Source organism: Roseobacter sp. EG26, assembly GCF_049830555.1.
Lineage (GTDB): Bacteria > Pseudomonadota > Alphaproteobacteria > Rhodobacterales > Rhodobacteraceae > Roseobacter.
On record NZ_JBNBLH010000008.1, the window covers coordinates 159,599 to 178,062 of the forward strand.

19 protein-coding genes are annotated in these 18,464 nt (G+C 55.3%); 16 read left to right on the forward strand and 3 right to left on the reverse strand.

The window, feature by feature from the left end; translation table 11 throughout:
- Positions 1-91 precede the first annotated feature (91 nt).
- From ACOTTU_RS17980 to ACOTTU_RS18000, 5 genes are all read left to right on the forward strand, one after another.
- Entirely contained in the window at positions 92-1,690 is a 1,599-nt protein-coding gene (locus ACOTTU_RS17980; RefSeq protein WP_425660010.1) for an AMP-binding protein, read from the forward strand.
- Positions 1,687-3,003 carry a hypothetical protein gene (locus tag ACOTTU_RS17985; RefSeq protein WP_425660011.1) on the forward strand — a complete coding sequence of 439 codons (1,317 nt, stop codon included), beginning with the start codon at positions 1,687-1,689 and terminating at the stop codon, positions 3,001-3,003. The genes ACOTTU_RS17980 and ACOTTU_RS17985 overlap by 4 nt, the downstream gene beginning before the upstream one ends.
- 3 nt (positions 3,004-3,006) lie before the next feature.
- Positions 3,007-3,771 (forward strand): enoyl-CoA hydratase-related protein, encoded by a 765-nt coding sequence (locus tag ACOTTU_RS17990; RefSeq protein WP_425660012.1) that lies wholly within the window; start codon positions 3,007-3,009, stop codon positions 3,769-3,771.
- 212 nt (positions 3,772-3,983) lie between these two features.
- A complete protein-coding gene (gene nirK, locus ACOTTU_RS17995) occupies positions 3,984-5,132 on the forward strand; it encodes a copper-containing nitrite reductase (RefSeq protein WP_425660013.1) in 1,149 nt (382 codons plus the stop codon).
- Between the two features lie 73 nt (positions 5,133-5,205).
- A complete protein-coding gene (locus tag ACOTTU_RS18000; RefSeq protein WP_425660014.1) occupies positions 5,206-6,012 on the forward strand; it encodes an SUMF1/EgtB/PvdO family nonheme iron enzyme in 807 nt (268 codons plus the stop codon).
- Here the strand turns inward: ACOTTU_RS18000 and ACOTTU_RS18005 are convergent.
- Both ACOTTU_RS18005 and ACOTTU_RS18010 read right to left on the reverse strand, forming a co-directional pair.
- Positions 5,987-7,216: an NnrS family protein gene (locus tag ACOTTU_RS18005; RefSeq protein WP_425660015.1), complete on the reverse strand. Its 1,230-nt coding sequence runs from the start codon at positions 7,214-7,216 to the stop codon at positions 5,987-5,989. The genes ACOTTU_RS18000 and ACOTTU_RS18005 overlap by 26 nt on opposite strands.
- Before the next feature lie 24 nt (positions 7,217-7,240).
- Positions 7,241-7,666, reverse strand: a complete 426-nt coding sequence (locus ACOTTU_RS18010) for a pseudoazurin (RefSeq protein ID WP_425660101.1) — start codon at positions 7,664-7,666, stop codon at positions 7,241-7,243.
- Positions 7,667-7,768: 102 nt separating this feature from the next.
- Between ACOTTU_RS18010 and ACOTTU_RS18015 the strand changes: the two genes are divergently transcribed.
- A complete protein-coding gene (locus ACOTTU_RS18015; protein WP_298918645.1) occupies positions 7,769-8,455 on the forward strand; it encodes a Crp/Fnr family transcriptional regulator in 687 nt (228 codons plus the stop codon).
- Here the strand turns inward: ACOTTU_RS18015 and ACOTTU_RS18020 are convergent.
- Positions 8,452-8,667 carry a DUF1858 domain-containing protein gene (locus ACOTTU_RS18020; protein ID WP_425660016.1) on the reverse strand — a complete coding sequence of 72 codons (216 nt, stop codon included), beginning with the start codon at positions 8,665-8,667 and terminating at the stop codon, positions 8,452-8,454. The two genes, ACOTTU_RS18015 and ACOTTU_RS18020, sit on opposite strands and share 4 nt — an antisense overlap.
- Before the next feature lie 121 nt (positions 8,668-8,788).
- On the opposite strand from ACOTTU_RS18020, the gene ACOTTU_RS18025 reads away from it, so the two are divergent.
- The 10 genes from ACOTTU_RS18025 (at position 8,789) to ACOTTU_RS18070 (ending at position 18,446) form a co-directional block, all read left to right on the forward strand.
- Entirely contained in the window at positions 8,789-9,241 is a 453-nt protein-coding gene (locus ACOTTU_RS18025; RefSeq protein WP_298919173.1) for a c-type cytochrome, read from the forward strand.
- 11 nt (positions 9,242-9,252) lie between these two features.
- Positions 9,253-10,602 carry a cbb3-type cytochrome c oxidase subunit I gene (locus ACOTTU_RS18030; RefSeq protein ID WP_425660017.1) on the forward strand — a complete coding sequence of 450 codons (1,350 nt, stop codon included), beginning with the start codon at positions 9,253-9,255 and terminating at the stop codon, positions 10,600-10,602.
- Positions 10,599-11,402 (forward strand): CbbQ/NirQ/NorQ/GpvN family protein, encoded by an 804-nt coding sequence (locus tag ACOTTU_RS18035; protein WP_425660018.1) that lies wholly within the window; start codon positions 10,599-10,601, stop codon positions 11,400-11,402. Before ACOTTU_RS18030 ends, ACOTTU_RS18035 begins: the two co-directional genes overlap by 4 nt.
- 4 nt (positions 11,403-11,406) lie before the next feature.
- Positions 11,407-13,296, forward strand: a complete 1,890-nt coding sequence (locus ACOTTU_RS18040; RefSeq protein ID WP_425660019.1) for a nitric oxide reductase activation protein NorD — start codon at positions 11,407-11,409, stop codon at positions 13,294-13,296.
- Positions 13,297-13,298: 2 nt separating this feature from the next.
- Positions 13,299-13,475 (forward strand): hypothetical protein, encoded by a 177-nt coding sequence (locus ACOTTU_RS18045; RefSeq protein ID WP_298918631.1) that lies wholly within the window; start codon positions 13,299-13,301, stop codon positions 13,473-13,475.
- The gene (locus ACOTTU_RS18050; RefSeq protein ID WP_425660020.1) at positions 13,472-13,690 is read left to right on the forward strand and encodes an NnrT protein; all 219 of its coding nucleotides are present in this window, start codon (positions 13,472-13,474) and stop codon (positions 13,688-13,690) included. The genes ACOTTU_RS18045 and ACOTTU_RS18050 overlap by 4 nt, the downstream gene beginning before the upstream one ends.
- Before the next feature lie 819 nt (positions 13,691-14,509).
- Positions 14,510-14,896, forward strand: coding sequence for a nuclear transport factor 2 family protein (locus tag ACOTTU_RS18055; protein WP_425660021.1), 387 nt, complete (start codon positions 14,510-14,512; stop codon positions 14,894-14,896).
- A 35-nt stretch (positions 14,897-14,931) separates the two neighbouring features.
- On the forward strand, positions 14,932-16,332 hold the full coding sequence (locus ACOTTU_RS18060) for an NAD(P)/FAD-dependent oxidoreductase (RefSeq protein WP_425660022.1): 1,401 nt from the start codon (positions 14,932-14,934) through the stop codon (positions 16,330-16,332).
- Entirely contained in the window at positions 16,329-16,697 is a 369-nt protein-coding gene (locus tag ACOTTU_RS18065) for a cupin domain-containing protein (protein WP_298918619.1), read from the forward strand. Before ACOTTU_RS18060 ends, ACOTTU_RS18065 begins: the two co-directional genes overlap by 4 nt.
- Before the next feature lie 732 nt (positions 16,698-17,429).
- A complete protein-coding gene (locus ACOTTU_RS18070) occupies positions 17,430-18,446 on the forward strand; it encodes a TRAP transporter substrate-binding protein (RefSeq protein ID WP_298918616.1) in 1,017 nt (338 codons plus the stop codon).
- Positions 18,447-18,464 lie beyond the last annotated feature (18 nt).

An 18,464-nucleotide genomic window follows, 5' to 3' on the forward strand; every position in this document is an offset into this window, starting at 1 on the left:
GCCCGTTTTAAGGTTTTTCACCACAGTGTGATTTGCAATGGGAATTTTTCCCACAAATTATTACAGCCGTAAAACAGGACACGAGTACCCAATGCTGACACAGAGAATTGCCCCCCGCGACACGACCGATTGTGACCCTTTTCGCCCCGAAAATTCTCTGCCCAGAGGCGTTCCGGAAAACTGGTTTACGGAATTTGGCTGGGGACCAGATACCCCACCACGGCACAGCACGATTGCCGCCGCGATTGAACGAATGATCCATCTCTATCCGAACCAGTTCGCCGTCAGAGCCAACGGGGCGCAATTGACCTATGCGCAACTGGGTCGTGCCGCGGACCGACTGGCACATCATTTGCATTCCCACGGGGTGGTGCGGGGCGATGTGGTTGGGATTTTCCTCAAACGTTCCATCCCGATGGTGGTCGGCATTCTTGCTGCGATGAAGGTTGGCGCGGCCTACGCACCGCAACATATCGGGGTCGCTACCGACAGTGCCTTGCGGCATATTGCAAAAGTCACCAACATCACGGTCATTTTGACGCTGAGCGAACTACGGGATCAGGTTCCTGTCTCCGCAGGCCAAATTTTGATCGCGATTGATGAGACCATGGAAGACAACGGGCTGGTTAAGGCACCCGTCATCAGTCCGGTAACGCCAGATGATAACTGCATGGTTCTGTTCACCTCTGGCACAACCGGTACGCCCAATGGCGTGCAGATCACCCATCGAAATCTGGCGAATATCCTTTTGACCAGCCCCGGCGACATGGGAATTGGGCCTGGCCAGTGCGTTGGGCAAATCCTTTCCATCGCCTTCGATATGGCTGCCTGGGAAATTCTTGGATGCCTTGCCAACGGCGGCACACTGGCGATCCGTGGCAGTGATATCCAGGCGACCGCAGAGCAGGTGGATGTGCTGATTGCTACGCCCTCCATCCTTGCAACTATCGACGCCTCACGCTGTCAACAGGTGAAGACGGTGGCCGTTGCGGGAGAACCCTGTCCTCGCCCTCTGGCAGATACCTGGGGATTATTCTGCCACTTTTACAATTCTTGCGGCCCGACCGAGACAACGATCATAAACACCGCCATGCGGCACCGTCCCGAAAAGCACGACCTGACAATCGGCAAACCAACTCCCAACAACACCGTTTATATTCTCGATGACGCGCTGAAGGCGCTACCGTTCGGCGAGAAGGGGGAGATGTGGGCCGGGGGAGATTGTGTCACGGCGGGCTATATCGCCAATCCCGAACTCAACGCCGATCGCTACCGCCCGGATCCTTTTCGCCCTGGCCAAAAAATGTTTCGCACCCGCGATCTGGGACGATGGACAGAAACAGGCGAATTACGCCATTGCGGGCGGGTTGATGATCTGGTGAAAATCCGCGGTTTTCGGGTTGAACTGGACGGGGTGAGCCGCGCTTTGGAGGCGACGCCTGACTGCGCCCAAGCGGTGACGCTTAAATACGATGACCGCACGCTTGTGTCATTTGTCAGCCCAATCTGCACCAATCCGCATGAAGCCGCAGAGGTCGTGGCAACCATGTTGCCCTACTATTGCGTGCCGGCGCTTGTCATCCCGCTGGACGATCTTCCAAAGACTGCGCGTGGTAAACTGGACAAACGCCTGTTGCTTGAGATGGCGCGCACCGAATTGGCGGCATCAAAGGCAGAAGCAGCGCAATGAGTGACCAGATCAGTACCCGGGAATTTCGGCAGGGATTTAACCTGCGCAGATTCACACGACATCCCGCGTTGATTGAGTACAGGCGTCTGGCCGCAATCGTTGCGATTGCGAACCTGTGGCTTTTTGTGCAAGGCGTGGCCGAGGGGTGGTGGGGGAGTTTTGCAGCTTTCGATCTGGCTGCCATCGCGAAGATTGCGCTGCTGAACTTTTCGCTTGGCATCCTGATCCGTCAGCAAAGGGTGGTGAATTTCCTTTTTTGGGCAGCGACGCGCGTTCCGGTGACTTGGCCTTTGCAGCTGCGCTGGCTGGCGGGCAAGGTTTTTCACTTTGGCGGATTACATTCCGGCGGAACAGTTGCGGGATCGATCTGGTTCATCTTTCTGGTCTTCGCCATGCTCTCGAATTGGCGGGCGAGTGACCCCCATACTTCGCTGACAACCATAGGCCTGAGCGGCGCCATGGTCGCTTTGATGGTCGCCATGATCCTCACCGCCATCGGACCGCTACGCGCCAGATTTCACAACCGGTTCGAGCTGGTGCACAGGTTTGCGGGCTGGACACTTCTGGCGCTGTTCTGGGGGCAAAGTGCGGCCCTTCATCTGGACGCAGGCAATCCGTTTGTCGGTTCCTTTTCGTTCTGGATGCTCAGTCTTCTGACCCTTTCCATCCTCTCACCCTGGCTCACACTCAAGAGAGTGCCGATTGAGGTCGTCAAACCGAGCAACCACGCGGTGTCGATCCGGTTCGACTACGGTGACACGCCTTTTCCCGGCTCGTCCAATGCGATCAGCGTCAACCCCCTGCGGGAGTGGCATTCTTTTGCAAACATTCCGACTCCAGGAGAAAGTGGATACCGTCTTGTGGTCAGCCGTGCCGGAGACTGGACAGGACGCTTCATCGACAATCCCCCCTCTCATGTCTGGGTCAAAGGGATTACGACCTCGGGCGTTGCGCGTGTTGAAGTCTTGTTCAGGAAAGTCGTCTACGTCGGGACCGGCAGCGGGATTGGTCCCATCTTGCCGCATCTGCTGGCCCATGATGTACCCAACTATCTGATCTGGTCCACAAGATCACCACGCGCAACCTACGGAGACGCGCTGGTCGATGAGATCGAGGCAAACACCGAGGATCCGCTGATCTGGGATACCGACACACGCGGGAAACCGGATTTGTCGCAACTGGCTCTTGAAGCGGTCAGAAAAACTGGAGCCGAGGCGGTGATCGTGATCTCGAACCAAAAACTCACGCAACGGGTGATCTACGATATGGAGAGCGAAGGCATCCCTGCCTTTGGCGCAATCTGGGACAGCTGACCGATGTATGACACCATTCAAACAAGCACGGCCGACCGCGTCCTGACAATCACGATTGACCGGCCCAAATCACTGAATGCGCTCAACAGTCAGGTTATGTCGGAACTGCTGGCCTGCGCGACGGAACATGACCGTGACCCCGACATCGGCTGCATCCTCGTTACAGGCAACGAACGGGCGTTTGCAGCTGGGGCAGATATCGCTGAGCTTGAAGTTCAGGATTACGCCAGCATGTATGAAAGCGATTTCTTTTCCGGGTGGGATCGTTTCGCCGCCTTGCGAACGCCAAAACTAGCTGCGGTTTCAGGATATGCACTTGGCGGCGGCTGCGAACTGGCCATGATGTGTGACCTGATCATCGCTTCTGACACTGCGCGCTTTGGGCAACCTGAAGTCAAGATCGGCTGTATTCCGGGCATCGGTGGCACGCAACGGCTTACGCGATTGATCGGCGTGGCCCGGGCGATGGACATGATCCTTACAGGGCGCATGATCACTGCCGAAGAAGCACTGCACTACGGGCTGGTAAGTCGCATTTTGCCGGCAGAAGATCTCTTGGCTGAGGCCACGCAGATTGCCGGGCAGATTGCGGGATATCCAAAGGACATCACCATGATGGCCCGCGCCTGTATTCGTCATTCCCAGGAGGCCACGCTCGAAGCTGGTCTGCGGTTTGAACGACAGATGTATCATGCGCTTTATGGGTCGTATGCGCAGAAGGAGGGCATGGCCGCCTTCCGCGAAAAACGCGACCCCCAGTTCCGCTAGAAAGTTTCGGTCCGACATACGGCCCAAGCTGGCCGCCATTGCGCCCGACGCCTTTTTGTGACGATTGGCAAGATGTAGCATTGCGCCTGACTGCGAAATCTCAACCAATCCCAACGTCGGTTCGACGCACAAACGTTGTTTTAACGCAACGTTGCTCGATGAGGGCTGAATTACAACCTCCGCAACATTCTGAAGTACGGAGGATTGCACAGATGATGACTCGAAGAACCGCCCTTCTGGGGACCGCCTTTCTTGCTTCGACCCCGGGGTTGATCAAAACCGCGAGCGCCGAGGAAATTATGGACACTTCAGGCGCCGAACCTGTTGACCTGTCCGGCCTCAAGCGTGTGAAACACAAGCTGGTCGCTCCGCCATTTGTTCATGCCCATGAGCAAACCACTTCGGAGCCGCCGGTGATCCACGAATTCGAGATGAAAATCATCGAAAAAGAGATTCAGGTCGATGATGATGCCTACCTGCAAGCGATGACCTTCAATGGCTCCGTACCCGGACCGTTGATGGTGGTTCATGAAGGTGACTACGTCGAATTGACGCTCTTCAATCCGCCCGAGAACCTGATGCAACACAACATCGACTTCCACTCGGCAACCGGAGCTTTGGGAGGTGGGTCGTTAACGCTTGTAAACCCAGGTGAGAAAACCGTGCTGAGGTTCAAGGCAACGCGGCCTGGCACCTTTGTTTATCACTGTGCACCCGGTGGTCCGATGATCCCCTGGCATGTGGTTTCGGGGATGTCGGGAGCGATCATGGTGCTGCCCCGAAATGGGTTGAGTGATCACAATGGTGCGCCGGTCAGCTATGACCGCATTTTCTACATCGGCGAAAACGACTTCTACATCCCCAAGGATGAAGATGGGAACTACAAGCGCTTCGAGGATGTTGGTGAAAGTTACCCTGATACGTTGGAGGTCATGAACGGGCTGATCCCGACCCATGTCACTTTCAACGGGCGCGTGGGCGCATTGACAGGGGACAATGCGCTCACCGCGGCGCAGGGAGAGAAGGTGCTTTTCGTACACTCACAAGCCAACCGCGACAGCAGGCCTCACCTCATCGGTGGCCACGGCGACCTCGTCTGGGAGGCAGGAAAATTCAACAATATCCCCGACCGCGATCTGGAAACATGGTTCATCCGTGGCGGGTCCGCTGGTGCGGCACTTTATGAGTTCCTTCAACCTGGCGTCTATGCCTACGTGAACCACAACCTGATCGAAGCCGTGAACCTAGGCGCAACAGCGCACGTAGTGGTTGAGGGCAACTGGAACAATGACCTGATGGCCCAGGTGGTCGCGCCCGTTGAATACGATGTGCTGCACGAAGGCCGGACCGCGCTGCCATAGGGTTTCGTATCTCAAATCTCATCATTGGGCGCACTCCTGCGCCCAATTTCGCGTCAGGGAGGGCAGGTTTCTCATGAAAGGGTTCGGTCTTGGCGTAGCGCTGGTAGCCTTTGCAGGCGCTTACGTTGTTTTCTCACAAATGATGCGGCAATCATTACCGGATGATCTGCCTGAAATGCTCTCACTGCCAGCCGGGACAGTCGAATACCGCCCCACCGGGGAATTTCGCACCGATGGCCGCGTCCGGACGGCACCTCTTGAAAAGGTGGAAATCCCCGGAAATCTGGAGATGATGCGGTATCCTGTGACGCAGCAAGCCTATATGGCTTGTGTTCGGGATGGCGCTTGCAAATCGACGCATTCATCGGACGCTCCGGATCTGCCGCAAACACAGGTCAATTTTCGCGACGCTCTGGACTTCGCCGAGTGGCAATCAAAGCGAACGGGTCAGAAATGGCGGCTGCCAACAGGCGCCGAGTGGGCTCATGCAGCGGCCGAACGCTACGTCGATGATGCCCTTGATGAAGCCCCTACGGGTGACATGGCCCAACGTTGGCTTGACGAATATCGCACAAATACAAAGCAGCGCGAAAACGCGGATCCCTCCTTGCGTGCCATTGGCGCTTACGGCGAAAATGCACTTGGCATCGGCTACATCGGTGGCAATGTCTGGGAATGGACAACCACATGCTTCAAAAAAGCGGAACTGACCGCAGAAGGCGACTACATCCGCGAGAGCGATGACTATTGCGGTGTCAGGCTAGCTCAGGGCATTCACCGCGCGTTCGTCATTGATTTCGTACGCGATGCAAGCGTTGGCGGCTGTGCTGTCGGATTACCTCCGGATCATCTGGTCATTCGGCTGATCCGGGAAAGCTAGCGGGCGCTAAACCAAGCAACCAGGGCCACATGCGCATGCAGATCAGACCAAAGCCGACAATCCAGAGACAGGAGGCGAACTGAACACCGGTGAGCCCCGCCAAGGTCGCGAACGGCAGGGCGGCACGAATAAGTGCAGCACCAAAAATTAATGTGATTGCGACCGTCAGGATAGGGCCTGCCGCCAACCGGCGTCCGGTGTGCCCAAGGCTGGCTCGCATCATGACGGCGGCTGTCATGCCGCCGATCGCGCCCATTCCGAGGATGTGTAGCCCTGAGGCCAGGCTGAGACCGGGATCCCGGGTCGCCAATGCAAGGAGGATAAGCCCAACGGGCAGGCATAAATAAGCTGCGTGTAACATCAGCAGAATGGCAGATCGGCGAACCCTTAAGGGCTTCCAGCCAAGCAGCCGTATCAGGTGACACATCGATGCGAGACCCAAGGCCACAGCAGTGGCACGCGGGTTCGATTGCGCCACCCACATCGCCAAAGCCACAAAACTGACGGCAAGAGTCAGGATATCAATGCGACCAAATGGGGCCGGTAATGACGTGGCCTTTTGCTTTACCAGCCAATTTCTTGTGAAGCTCGGAATGATGCGCCCACCAATCAGGATGATCAGCATGAGGATCACGGCAAAACCGGCACGGCGGCTGTAATCCGCAATTCCGAAGCTCATAACTTCGATGTGAAAGGCAACATCTGCGATCAATAACAAGCCTACCAAGCCGATCACGACCAGATTGCGCCAGTTCCCGCTGACGATAAGCTGAATTGCGACGCTGACACTGACCACCGCCAAGAAGCTCGTGTCGATGACCATGACAATCAGGTCCGGCAGTTCCCAGAGGCCAAGCATGACCAAGCGGCCGGCGATCCAATGCGCGGCACCCAATCCCAAAGGCCACCCTTTGATCGGAGGCAACCCGGTCCAGTTCGGAACAGCGGTAAGCAAAAAACCGGTCAGAACGGCAGAGGTGTAGCCAAAGAGCATCTCATGGACATGCCAGTCGACCTGGGAAAGCGGTCCTGAATGCTGCCAATGCCCGGACAGCATTGCCATCCACAAAACGATGGCGATCACGGCAAAGCCTGTTGCCAGCGTAAAAAAGGGGCGAAACCCCATGCCAAAGATGACCGAAATGCGTGGACGGATCATCGCAAATGAGCCCTCGTTAACGGCACGATACGCCAGAAAGAGCATCGTGCCGTTTGATACTGGCGAACCCTACTGGACGCTCTCAAACAAGGGGTCAAAACGTTTGGCCGCCTTGCCCCGTTGCTTGACGCCTTTCGCGGCCTCAAGGTTCACAGCCTCGCCGACCTGGATCAACGCAACCATGCCCAAAGCGTAGTGGGGCGTGCATTTGATGCCGTAAAGGCCTTCGGCTTCGACCGTCAGCTCAAAGTCTGCGCCCAGTTTACTTTTGAAGGCCTCCACGCCGTCAGGCAGCATGCCGTCAATGGATTCCGCATTGTGCCCTTTGTCTGTAGAGATAAAATGAATGATGTCTCCGGGCTGCGCGGCCACATAGGCTGGTTCAAACACCATGGTGCCCTCCGCACCCTTGTTGAGCATTTTTACCTCGATGGTCTCGGCAGTCAAGGCGGTGCCGAAGAGCAGTGAAGCGGCGCATGCCAGCGATCGTATCATCATCACGGTTTCCTTTCTGGGGTTCGATGTGCTTGAATTGGCGGCAATCTGACCGAAGCAGGCACACGCCTCTTTGCGCCAAGACAAACTGCGGGGCGTAATGTGAACAATCTCGATGAAAGCCTCCTGACACCTCTTGCGCTTTTCTCAAAGCTCGACCGTGCCCAAATCCGAACGATACTGGACCTCGCAACACCTTGCCGGTTCGATTTGGGTGCAACGGTTTTTGAAGAAGGTCAGGAAGCGGAATTCTTCTATCTTCTACTTGATGGGTATGTGCGGGTTGTCCGATTGACGCCGGAAGGCGACCAGGTGATCGCGCTGCACATCCCCAGTGGTCACTTGTTTGGGATCGCAGCGGCTCTGGGCCACACGACGTATCCTGCCACCTCCGTCGCCGCCGCAGAATGTGTTTGCCTGAGTTGGCCAATGAAGCTCTTGCAGGAGTTTCTGACCACCTATGAAGGGCTATCCACGGGCGTTTATGGCGCGGTCGGTCAACGCGTCGAAGACATGAACAATCGCATCCTTGAGCTTGCTACCCAACAGGTGGAACAACGTGTGGCAAATGCACTGCTACGTCTTGTTCAGCAAACCGGGCATAAGACCGATGAGGGAATTGAAATCGGGTTTCCGATTACACGTCAGGACATCTCGGAGATGACCGGCAGCACATTGCATACCGTCAGTCGTTTGCTGAGCGCATGGGAGCGGGAAGGGACTATCAAAAGCACGCGCAAGAAGATCGTGGTCACCGATCCACACAAGCTTGTTCGACATAGTACCTAATGCTGTCTGATCGCCCGGTTCAAAGCGCGGCGAAACAGCACCTCGGATACGTCATGTTCAATACAGGCGTCCCGCAGCGTGTGATAAGGTGTAATGGCGCAACCGACGCATAGCATCTTATAATGGATGAAAACCGGAATGGTTTGAGGCCACCGGCGCAAGATATCACACAGGAGCATGTCCGGGTCGTCTATTGCTGCGGTCTGCGCCAAGGCCTCCTCCTTTCGCAACAAATTTAAGATGAGATTCACAGCGTTCTTTGCGCTGGCACAACCTGCGCGCGCGGCCATCAGGGTATGGCTGGGAAACATAAGCGAACAGGGGATGCAGGAAATGTCAGAATTCCTAACCAAATCGCGAGCGCGTAACATTTTTTACGGGGGCTCGCTGTTTTTTGTGGTGGTTTTTGTGGGGTTGACCGCACACAGCCATCGCTACGTGGTCAAGACATCAACAGCCGGCATGCCGCTCACCGAAGAGGTGGCGCTAGGCAAGCATGTCTGGGAACGCCATAGCTGCATCAACTGCCACACCCTTCACGGAGAGGGCGCCTATTTTGCGCCGGAAGTTGGCAATGTGATGACCCGCTGGGGCGTGGCCGATGATCCTGAAGGGGCCTTTGAGGTGCTCAAGGGTTGGATGGAAGCCCAGCCAAGCGGTGTAGAAGGCCGCCGCCAGATGCCGCGATTTGAGATCACCGATGAAGAGATGCGCGCGCTGGCCGAGTTCCTGCGTTGGGCGGATCAGACAGACACCCAGGGTTGGCCCCCCAACGACGCAGGTTAAGGAGAAAACCAATGAAATACGCTTCCCAAAAAGTCGCCTACGCATATTTCCTCTGCGCCATTGCGCTTTTCGGAATTCAGGTGTTGGGCGGGCTGTTGGCCGGCTGGATCTATGTCTCGCCGAACTTCCTTTCCGAGATACTGCCCTTCAACATCATCCGGATGATTCACACCAACGCCTTGATCGTCTGGCTGTTGCTGGGCTTTTTTGGAGCGGCTTATTTCCTGATCCCCGAAGAGAGCGAGTGCGAAATTTACTCGGTCAAACTGGCCTACATACAGTTGGTCTTGTTGATGGTGGGCACACTTGGGGCGGTCGGCAGTTATCTTATGGGAATACACGGCGGCCGCGAATTTCTCGAACAGCCTCTCTGGGTCAAGTTTGGCATTCTGGTCGCGGCTTTGATTTTCCTGTTCAATGTCTCGATGACCGTTCTGGCGGGTCGCAAAACAGCCATCACCAATGTTCTGCTCATGGGCTTGTGGTTGCTCAGCCTGTTGTGGATTTTCGCCTTCATCAACCCTGACAATTTGTCACTGGATAAAATGTACTGGTGGTTCGTGGTGCACCTTTGGGTGGAAGCAACATGGGAGCTGGTGATGGCATCCATCCTCGCCTTCCTGTTGCTGAAACTGACCGGCGTAGACCGTGAAGTGGTCGAGAAATGGCTTTATGTCATCGTCGCCACGGCGCTTTTTTCCGGCATCTTGGGAACGGGCCACCATTTCTACTGGATCGGTCTGCCCGGCTACTGGCAATGGATCGGGTCCATCTTCTCGACATTCGAAGTTGTTCCGTTCTTTCTGATGATGAGTTTTGCTTTTGTCATGGTCTGGAAAGGGCGCCGGAACCACCCCAATAAGGCCGCGCTGTTGTGGTCTTTGGGCTCGTCGACCGTGGCATTTTTCGGGGCAGGGGTCTGGGGTTTCCTGCATACGCTGCATGGCGTGAACTTTTATAGCCACGGGACCCAAATCACGGCAGCGCATGGGCATCTGTCCTTTTACGGTGCCTACGTGGCGCTCAATCTCGCGATGTTCACCTACGCCATGCCCATGTTGCGCGGAAGGGAGCCCTACAATCAGGTTCTCAACATGGGATCTTTCTGGCTGATGACAGGAGGCATGGCGTTCATGACCTTCGTGTTGACCTTTGCGGGCACCATCCAGACACATCTGCAACGCGTCATCGGTGATTACTACATGGATGTACAGGATGCGCTGTCTCTTTTCTACCTGATGCGATTTGGCGCGGGTATAGCAGTTGTCATCGGAGCCCTGCTTTTCATCTACGCCATGCTGGTAGTGCGCAAAGCCGAGATCATCTCCCCAGGGGATGCCACTCAGGTCGCGGGTGAATGATCATGAACGCTCCCTCACCAGAATTGCACACCCCGTTTTACGAAGCCACAGCGCAGGAATGTGTCCTTTTTGAGACCGCGCATGAAAATGGGCTCCCCCTGCTTTTGAAGGGGCCCACAGGTTGCGGCAAAACCCGGTTTGTAGAGCATATGGCCGCGCGCATGGGGCGGACACTCTATACCGTTGCTTGCCACGACGATCTCTCTGCCCCCGACCTGATCGGTCGCTATCTGTTGCGGGGCGGCGAAACGGAATGGGTCGACGGTCCCCTGACACGGGCCGTGCGCGAGGGTGCTATTTGCTATCTTGACGAAGTCGTCGAGGCCCGCAAAGACGTCACCGTTGTCCTGCATCCGCTAACAGACGACCGGCGCACCCTGATGATCGACCGCACTGGCGAAGCACTGCAAGCGCCACCCGGTTTCATGTTGGTGGCCAGCTTCAACCCGGGGTATCAAAGTGTTCTCAAACGCATGAAACCTTCCACCCGGCAGCGCTTCTTGTCGCTGACTTTCGATTTCCCGGAAGCTGACGTTGAAACCAGGGTTATCGCTCGGGAATCGGGTCTTGATCACACGCGGGTCACCTCCCTTGTGCGGTTGGCTGGGCATATTCGCAATTTATCAGGCATGGATCTGGAAGAAGGCGTTTCAACGCGGTTGCTGATCTATGCCGCAAAACTTGTGAAGGCCGGAATGAACCTTGACCACGTTCTTGAAGTGGCCGTCATCGAGCCGTTAACTGATGATGATGATGTCAAAACCGCGCTGCGTGACCTGATAACAGTGGTTTACGGCTGATCCGATGTCGATACGCCCGCTTGATCTTATGGAGCCCGAGGAAACGGTCGGCAATATATGGCATGGGATCGCGGCCACGTTGGGCGAAGAAACCGCTCATCTGGACGCCTCGGCCAGTTTGGAAGAATTGCGTCCCAGCCTCTCTTGCCTGTTTCGGGCGTTAGGCGGGGCTCGCTCGGTTGAAATCGCCCCGGCACCCGCCACCCGATCGGAACATCGATTGGACAAGTTGCGTAAGCTGGGCAATGCGCATGTCCTCCAGCATCAGGCATATTTCGATGGTGAGCGGTTGTTATTGCCCCCTTGCATCGCTTGTTTTTCACAAGCGAAGTTGAACCGCACCACATATTTCTGGCTGACAGCGATGGCCGCGCTGGCCGAGGTGCCGGAGCTTCCGACAGATCCGGCGGTGGCTGATTGGATGCAGCTGCATCAGAACCATCAACTCTCAAAAATGGTGCGCGACCAATGCCCAGGTTTGAGACAGAGCCATCACCTTATGCGACAGGCCGCAATTGCAGCGCGCCCCTCTCATAGGCTTCCCAAGGTCGAAACCATGATCGAAAATGCAATCCTCGAAACGCTCTCGGGTCGGGAACCCAATGACCCGCCCACGGGACAAGCCCCCAAGGGATATTGCCGTTTTGCGCCGGTCCCCTTCTGGTTGTCCTTTGGCAAGCCCGGGGGAGGCGGGCTTGCCGAAGCGTCCCCGGATCAGATCGCAGCAACTCCGGCGGCAGCCGCAACGACCACGCGCAAGCTTGGCCTGCGGTCGGATACTTCTGAAGCGATGCGCAAAGACAGCTTCATCATTCATCGATTTGAGGCCATCCTAAGCTGGGTCGAAAGCATGAACCTGAACCGCAGCGTTGATGACGATGATGACGAGAACGCGCAGAAAGCGGCCGAAGATCAGGACAACATCACGCTCTCAAGGCATGACCGCCGCGCGGCTACGAGATTGCGTCTGCATCTTGATCTGTCTCCAGGGGATGCGGAGCATGAACGTTTGGCCGGGGAATTCATCTATCCTGAGTGGAATCATCGCAGCCGCAGCTACATGACGGATCATTGCCGGGTGCTGGAGGCAGATGTAGAGCCCGCAGCGGACGTCGCTTTGATCCCTGATCCCAAAGGCATGCGCGATGTCAGGCGGCAGTTTGAAACGCTTCATCCGCGGACCATTCACAGTCCCCGGCAACTTGATGGTGACGATCTTGATCTGGACGCATTGATAGCAGCCCGGGTCGATCTGCAGACAAATGGGTATTGCAGCGATCGCATCTACCTGAGCCACCGCCGAACAGAGCGCGATCTCTCTGTCGCTATCCTGTTGGATACTTCGCGGTCAACCGAAGCCGCGGTGGGGGAAACCAACGTGATCGACGTGGCGCGTGACGCTCTGGCTGCTCTGGCCGGAGGGATTGATGCCACCGGTGATCGTTTTGCGATCTGGGGATTTTCATCGTTGCGACGCGACAGGGTCTTCCTGCACAGATGCAAAACGTTTGACGCCGCTCTCTCTCCGGATGTGCTGGATCGGATTTGCAGCCTTAAACCCGGGCACTACACCCGTCTTGGCGCCGCAATTCGCCATGTAAGCACCCAGCTGGACACTGAAACAGCACGCTGCAAATTGTTACTGGTACTGACTGACGGCAAGCCCAATGATCTCGATCACTACGAAGGCCAGCACGGTATCGAGGACAGCCACATGGCAATTCGCGAAGCCCGCAACCGGGGTCAGGCGGTCCATGGAATCGTCATAGACGAAGACGGTCAGAACTGGTTCGCACGTCTTTTCGGAAAGCATGGGTTTACCCTTCTGCCGCAACCTCAACGCTTGACTAAAGCCTTGCCGGATATTTACCGCGCCCTCATCCTGGAGATTTGAACATGATGCGCATCTTTTTCGTGATCTTGCTGTCTGCGCCGTCAGCTGTGACCGCTGATGGATACATCCGACCCATTCCTCAGCCGCAATCCGCCACGGCAGAATTCTGGTTTCTGGCCGCATCCCTGGCTTTGATCGGCGCACTCTGGGGCGTGCACCGGTTGGTCTCCCGCAGATGAGCACCAAAGGATGGAGTGTCTGGCAAATTACTTTGGCGCTGTATCCCTTTGGGGCAGGGGCCATGGCGCTGAATATCTATTTCGGATCGCTGATTGTTTCATGGTTTGGTGCGCCAGTCATTACACCTGGCATCGCAGTTCTTCTGGGCCTGCCGCTTGGACTTCCCGCTACCTGGTTATTCGCAAAGCACATCAAACGATTGATGACATCTTAGCTTGATGAACGATGCATCGCGCTTGCTGAAGACAGCAATCGATCCAGATAGCGAACGTTGCGAACAGCGCAGGATGCCATACACGGCAGTACACCGGAAATTGATCTCGACTCGCTGGTATGAAAATCGAAGCCCTGGCTCAACGCCACGAACGCTGACCACATCCCTCGCAGCATCTTCGAAATCGCTAAATCGACAAGAACTGAACATGATCGTCTTCAACGTAAACTTTCACGAAATGCAGGTTTGTGATGCATCAAACAATTAACCTCAGGATATTTCAAACGAGCCTTGAGAACCTATGCCCGGCCAGTTGGGTATCCCAAACGGTTGCGCAATCCGGGATAAAAACTCGGTACCCGCAGCCAAGGCAGCTTATTTTATTGCGCTTTAGGCGAGTCTAAAATTTAATAAGACATGTTATGTAATCTGATTAATATATTTGATACGCGAGTCGTCGCTTCCTGGAAGGTCTGCGTTCTAAATGCCGCAAGGGTCTCAAACGACAGCCTTTTGAAGCCTTGCACACCATCACGGGGAACATAATAGTTGCGTTGCTTACTGGCCAAATACATTTGACGAGACCGCGGCGCGAGACGCGTTTGCAAACGCTCTTAAATTTGAGGCCAGTGCTTGGCATTAAGCTAAGTCAATAACTGGCCCTATTTGAATAAGTGGCTTTTCCTGTAAACGCAGGCTCAGTGGCGCATCCAACTATTTATGGAATCACCCACGAGGACGCTATCCGCTTGATCACTGCAGCCTGGTTTTACGAGAGATGTCGTGGCCAGAACCACTTACAATTCCTGGAGACTATAAATGTCCAACACCCTGACCGCTCAAGACCTGGCTGATACTTTCGATGCTTTCAACAGGCACGATGTGGACAGCGTCATGAAGTGTTTTGCAGAGGATTGCGTATTTTTCACTGTGGGTGGCCCGGAAGTTTTTGGTGCTAAAATCGAAGGTGCCAAGGCCATTGCAGAGGCATTTTCGGCGGTCTGGGCTGGTATGAAAGACGCTCATTGGGATCATCACAGCCATTTCGTCCATGGCGACCGCGCCGTTTCAGAATGGACGTTCTCCGGCACTGACGCTGACGGCATGCGTGTCGAGGCACAAGGCGCTGATCTCTTCACACTCCGCGACGGGCAGATCATCGTGAAACAAGCATTACGTAAATCGCGTCCTCCGTTCAAAGCGTAAGGATGCGTCTCTTCTCAGACTGAAGGAATGAGAAAATGCCGGACAGAATGCGGCCCCGCCATTGGCCAAAGGCCAGCTACGATCCAAAATACGACCCGATGGTCGACGCAGGCCCCGGCCATAACCGAGATCATGCGCCGACCTACTGGATTGGGACCGCGGGCGCACCTCCCGAGGATGACGGACCTGTCTCCGAAGATATGGACGTCGATGTTGTTGTCATCGGTTCTGGCTACACGGGTCTTTCCACGGCAATCCACCTGGCAAAAGAGCACGGCATCAAGGCAACCGTGCTTGAGGCAAATACTGTTGCCTGGGGCTGTTCCACACGTAATGGCGGACAAGCCCAGATATCGTCCGGCCGTCTCAAACGCTCGCAGTGGATTCAACGCTGGGGCGTTGACATGGCCAAGAAGATGCATGCAGAGGTCTGCGAGGCATTTGAACTCTTCAACGATCTGATTGGCTCAGAAGATATCGACTGCGACCCGCAGACGGGTGGGCATTTCTATCTGGCGCACCGTGAAAAAGTCATGCCAAATCTGGAAAAGGAATGCCAACTGCTCAATGAAACATTTGGGTATGGCAGTCGCATGATCGGACGTGACGAACTGCATGAACGTTATGTGCGCGACCAGGAAGCCTGTGGCGCAATGTGGGAACCCGACGGGACCAGCATTCACGCGGCGAAACTGGCGTTCAGCTATGTCAGGCTAGCGCGCAAACTTGGCGCAAAGGTGCACACGGCAAGCCCGGTTATGGGATGGAAGGTCAAAAACGGCATGCACCACTTGACCACCCCTGGCGGGACCGTTCGCGCAGGTGCGGTGGCTTTGGCCACGGCTGGCTACACGCCCCCCGGCCTTGACAATCGCACCAAGCATCGCCTCATGCCGATCCTGTCAAATTCGATCGTCACCCGGCCTTTGACCGATGACGAAAAGGCCGAATGTGGTTTCCAGACCAAATCGCCGCTGACGGACACGCGCACATTGCGCCATTACTATCGCTTCCTGCCCGACGACCGCGTCCAGATCGGTAGCCGTAGCGCCATCACCGGGCGCGATGCGGAAAACCCCAAACACCTTGCACTCTTGCGTAAGGGCCTGCACCGAAAATTCCCTGCGTTGACAGACGTGGACCTCGACTACTCGTGGTGGGGTTGGGTCGATGTCAGCCACGACATGATGCCGCGCGTCTACCAGCCTGACCCTGACCGGACGGTATATTACGCCATGGGTTACGGTGGAAACGGCGTGATGTATTCCGCCCAGGCTGGCAAGCGTCTGGCCCAGATTGTTGCCGGCAAGAAAATCGAGGTTGATCTGCCAATCTTCAATTCGCCGCTGCCAAGCCACGGGATTCTGACACCATTCAGACGCCTCGGTCAGCGCATAATGTACCCGTACTACTACGTGAAAGACGAAATCCTATGACGCAGTCGGTTATCGATTTTTCGAAGCATGAAGGGACCCTTGGCAAGCGCCGTTTGGCGGATCTGCCAGACAGGGTGGTCGAAGGCGATCCGCATCACGAGACGCGATCACATTTCACCAGCCCGGATGGCACGTTTCTGGCCGGAACCTGGACAAGTACGCCAGGCAAGTGGCACGCCTTCTCTGATCGGGATGAGTTTTGCTACATCATCTCGGGTCATGTTCAATTGATATCTGAAGACGGCGAAACACAGACCTTTCGCGCAGGAGATTCATTCCTCATCCCAAATGGGTTTTCAGGATTTTGGAACGTGATCGAAACCACAACCAAACACTTCGTAATTCGCGATTACTCTGCAAAATGACCAATGGCCAACCGCTTCAACTCCTCAAAAGATCAGGCATGACATGCTAAATGTTCACGGAATTTCGATGATGTTATCAGGTGAATATCTATCTGATTTAATGACGAAGTTCCGTGTTTTTCTTGCGCGTCAGGTGTCTTCCAACGGAAGTGACGACACCACAATTGCGGCTTTTGGAATTAGCTGGACGTTAAGAACTCGAAATGCCATCGTGACCCAGGGGAAAGTGACTCCGCACCATACCAAGTTGCTTGGCAACTGGGCACGGGAGGCAATAATCGCAATTCGAAACCGCCTTATCCAAGCAAGAGACACCAAGACGCGTTTTGGCATAACCTCCTTCGGGAAGGGCATGTGGCGAGAGCCTCGGATGTGTTCCCGTCAGGGTTCGAATAGCACTGAATATTCCTGCGGCAGAGCGATGGACGCAGGATGGCTCAATTCGAAAATTACGGCTTTGAGCGGTACGCTGGCTTACGCGGCCTCGCAGATTGCATTCTGTTCGATTGGCAGGCGCGCCTACGCTTTCAGTCCAATGATCGTCATGTCCTGCTACACTACGGCTAAACGTAATTCTGACAGCGCCGCCGAAATTCCCATTCCGCAAGCGGCTCGTGCCGGTTCGCGGTCCATCCACAGGCCATCAATAAGGACAAGCGTCTTATATGGCGCGACAAGAAGGCCGGACAGCCGGCTCATGGAACTTTGATTCAACAGCAAGGAGAACTCTACATGAATCCCATCAAATCTTTTACAACGTTTGCGGCCGTTGCGTCGGTTGCGGCACTGACGCTGGTTGCCCCAGCGCATGCCAAGAACTTCAAGATCGCCGTTGGCGATAGCGGCGGCAGCAGCCAGGAAGCGACAGGTCTGGGTTTTGTCAAAGCGCTTGAAGAACTTTCTGGCGGCAAGCACACTGCTACATTGTTCCTGAATGGTCAGCTGGGCTCGGAACAGGATACAGTGAATGATGCGGCAATCGGGACATTGGATATGTCCTTGCTGGCGATCAACAACATCACGCCATTCTCGCCAACTGTGGGCGTCTTCACCCTGCCTTACGTCATTCTCAGCCTCGAAGATGCGGAAACACTGACCCAAGGCCCCATCGGACAGGAGCTGACCGAAAACACCATCAACGACGCCGGTGTGCGCATCATCGCGTGGACCTACACAGGCTTCCGTGTTCTGACAAACTCCAAAAAGCCAGTTAAATCCGTGGCGGACCTTGAAGGTCTGGTGATCCGTGTTCCCAAAAACGAGATCATGATTGACACGTATAAATCCTGGGGCATCAGCCCGACACCGATGGCCTGGTCAGAAACTTTTGCGGGTCTTCAAACCAAGGTTGTGGATGGTCAGGACAACCCCTACACGACCATCAACGCGATGAAGTTCTACGAAGTTCAGAAGTATGTGACCAATATTCGCTACATCTTCTCGATTGAACCTCTGATCATTTCTGAAAGCGTATTCCAGGACCTTTCTGCCGAAGATCAGAACACTGTGCTGGAAGCCGGTAAGGCCGCGACACAAGCCTCTGCTCAGTTCCTGCGCGACAAGGAAGCCGAGATCAAACAAATCCTGCTCGACAAGGGTATGGAAATCTCTGATCCGGAAAACAACGAGCAGGAGTTTATCGACCTTGCGACAGCAGCTGTCTGGCCAAAGTTCTATGACAGCATCGGTGGTATCGAAAAAATGAACGAAGTGCTGGCAGCCATCGGGCGAGACCCGGTCGCCGAGTAACATCGCAAAAGAAATAAT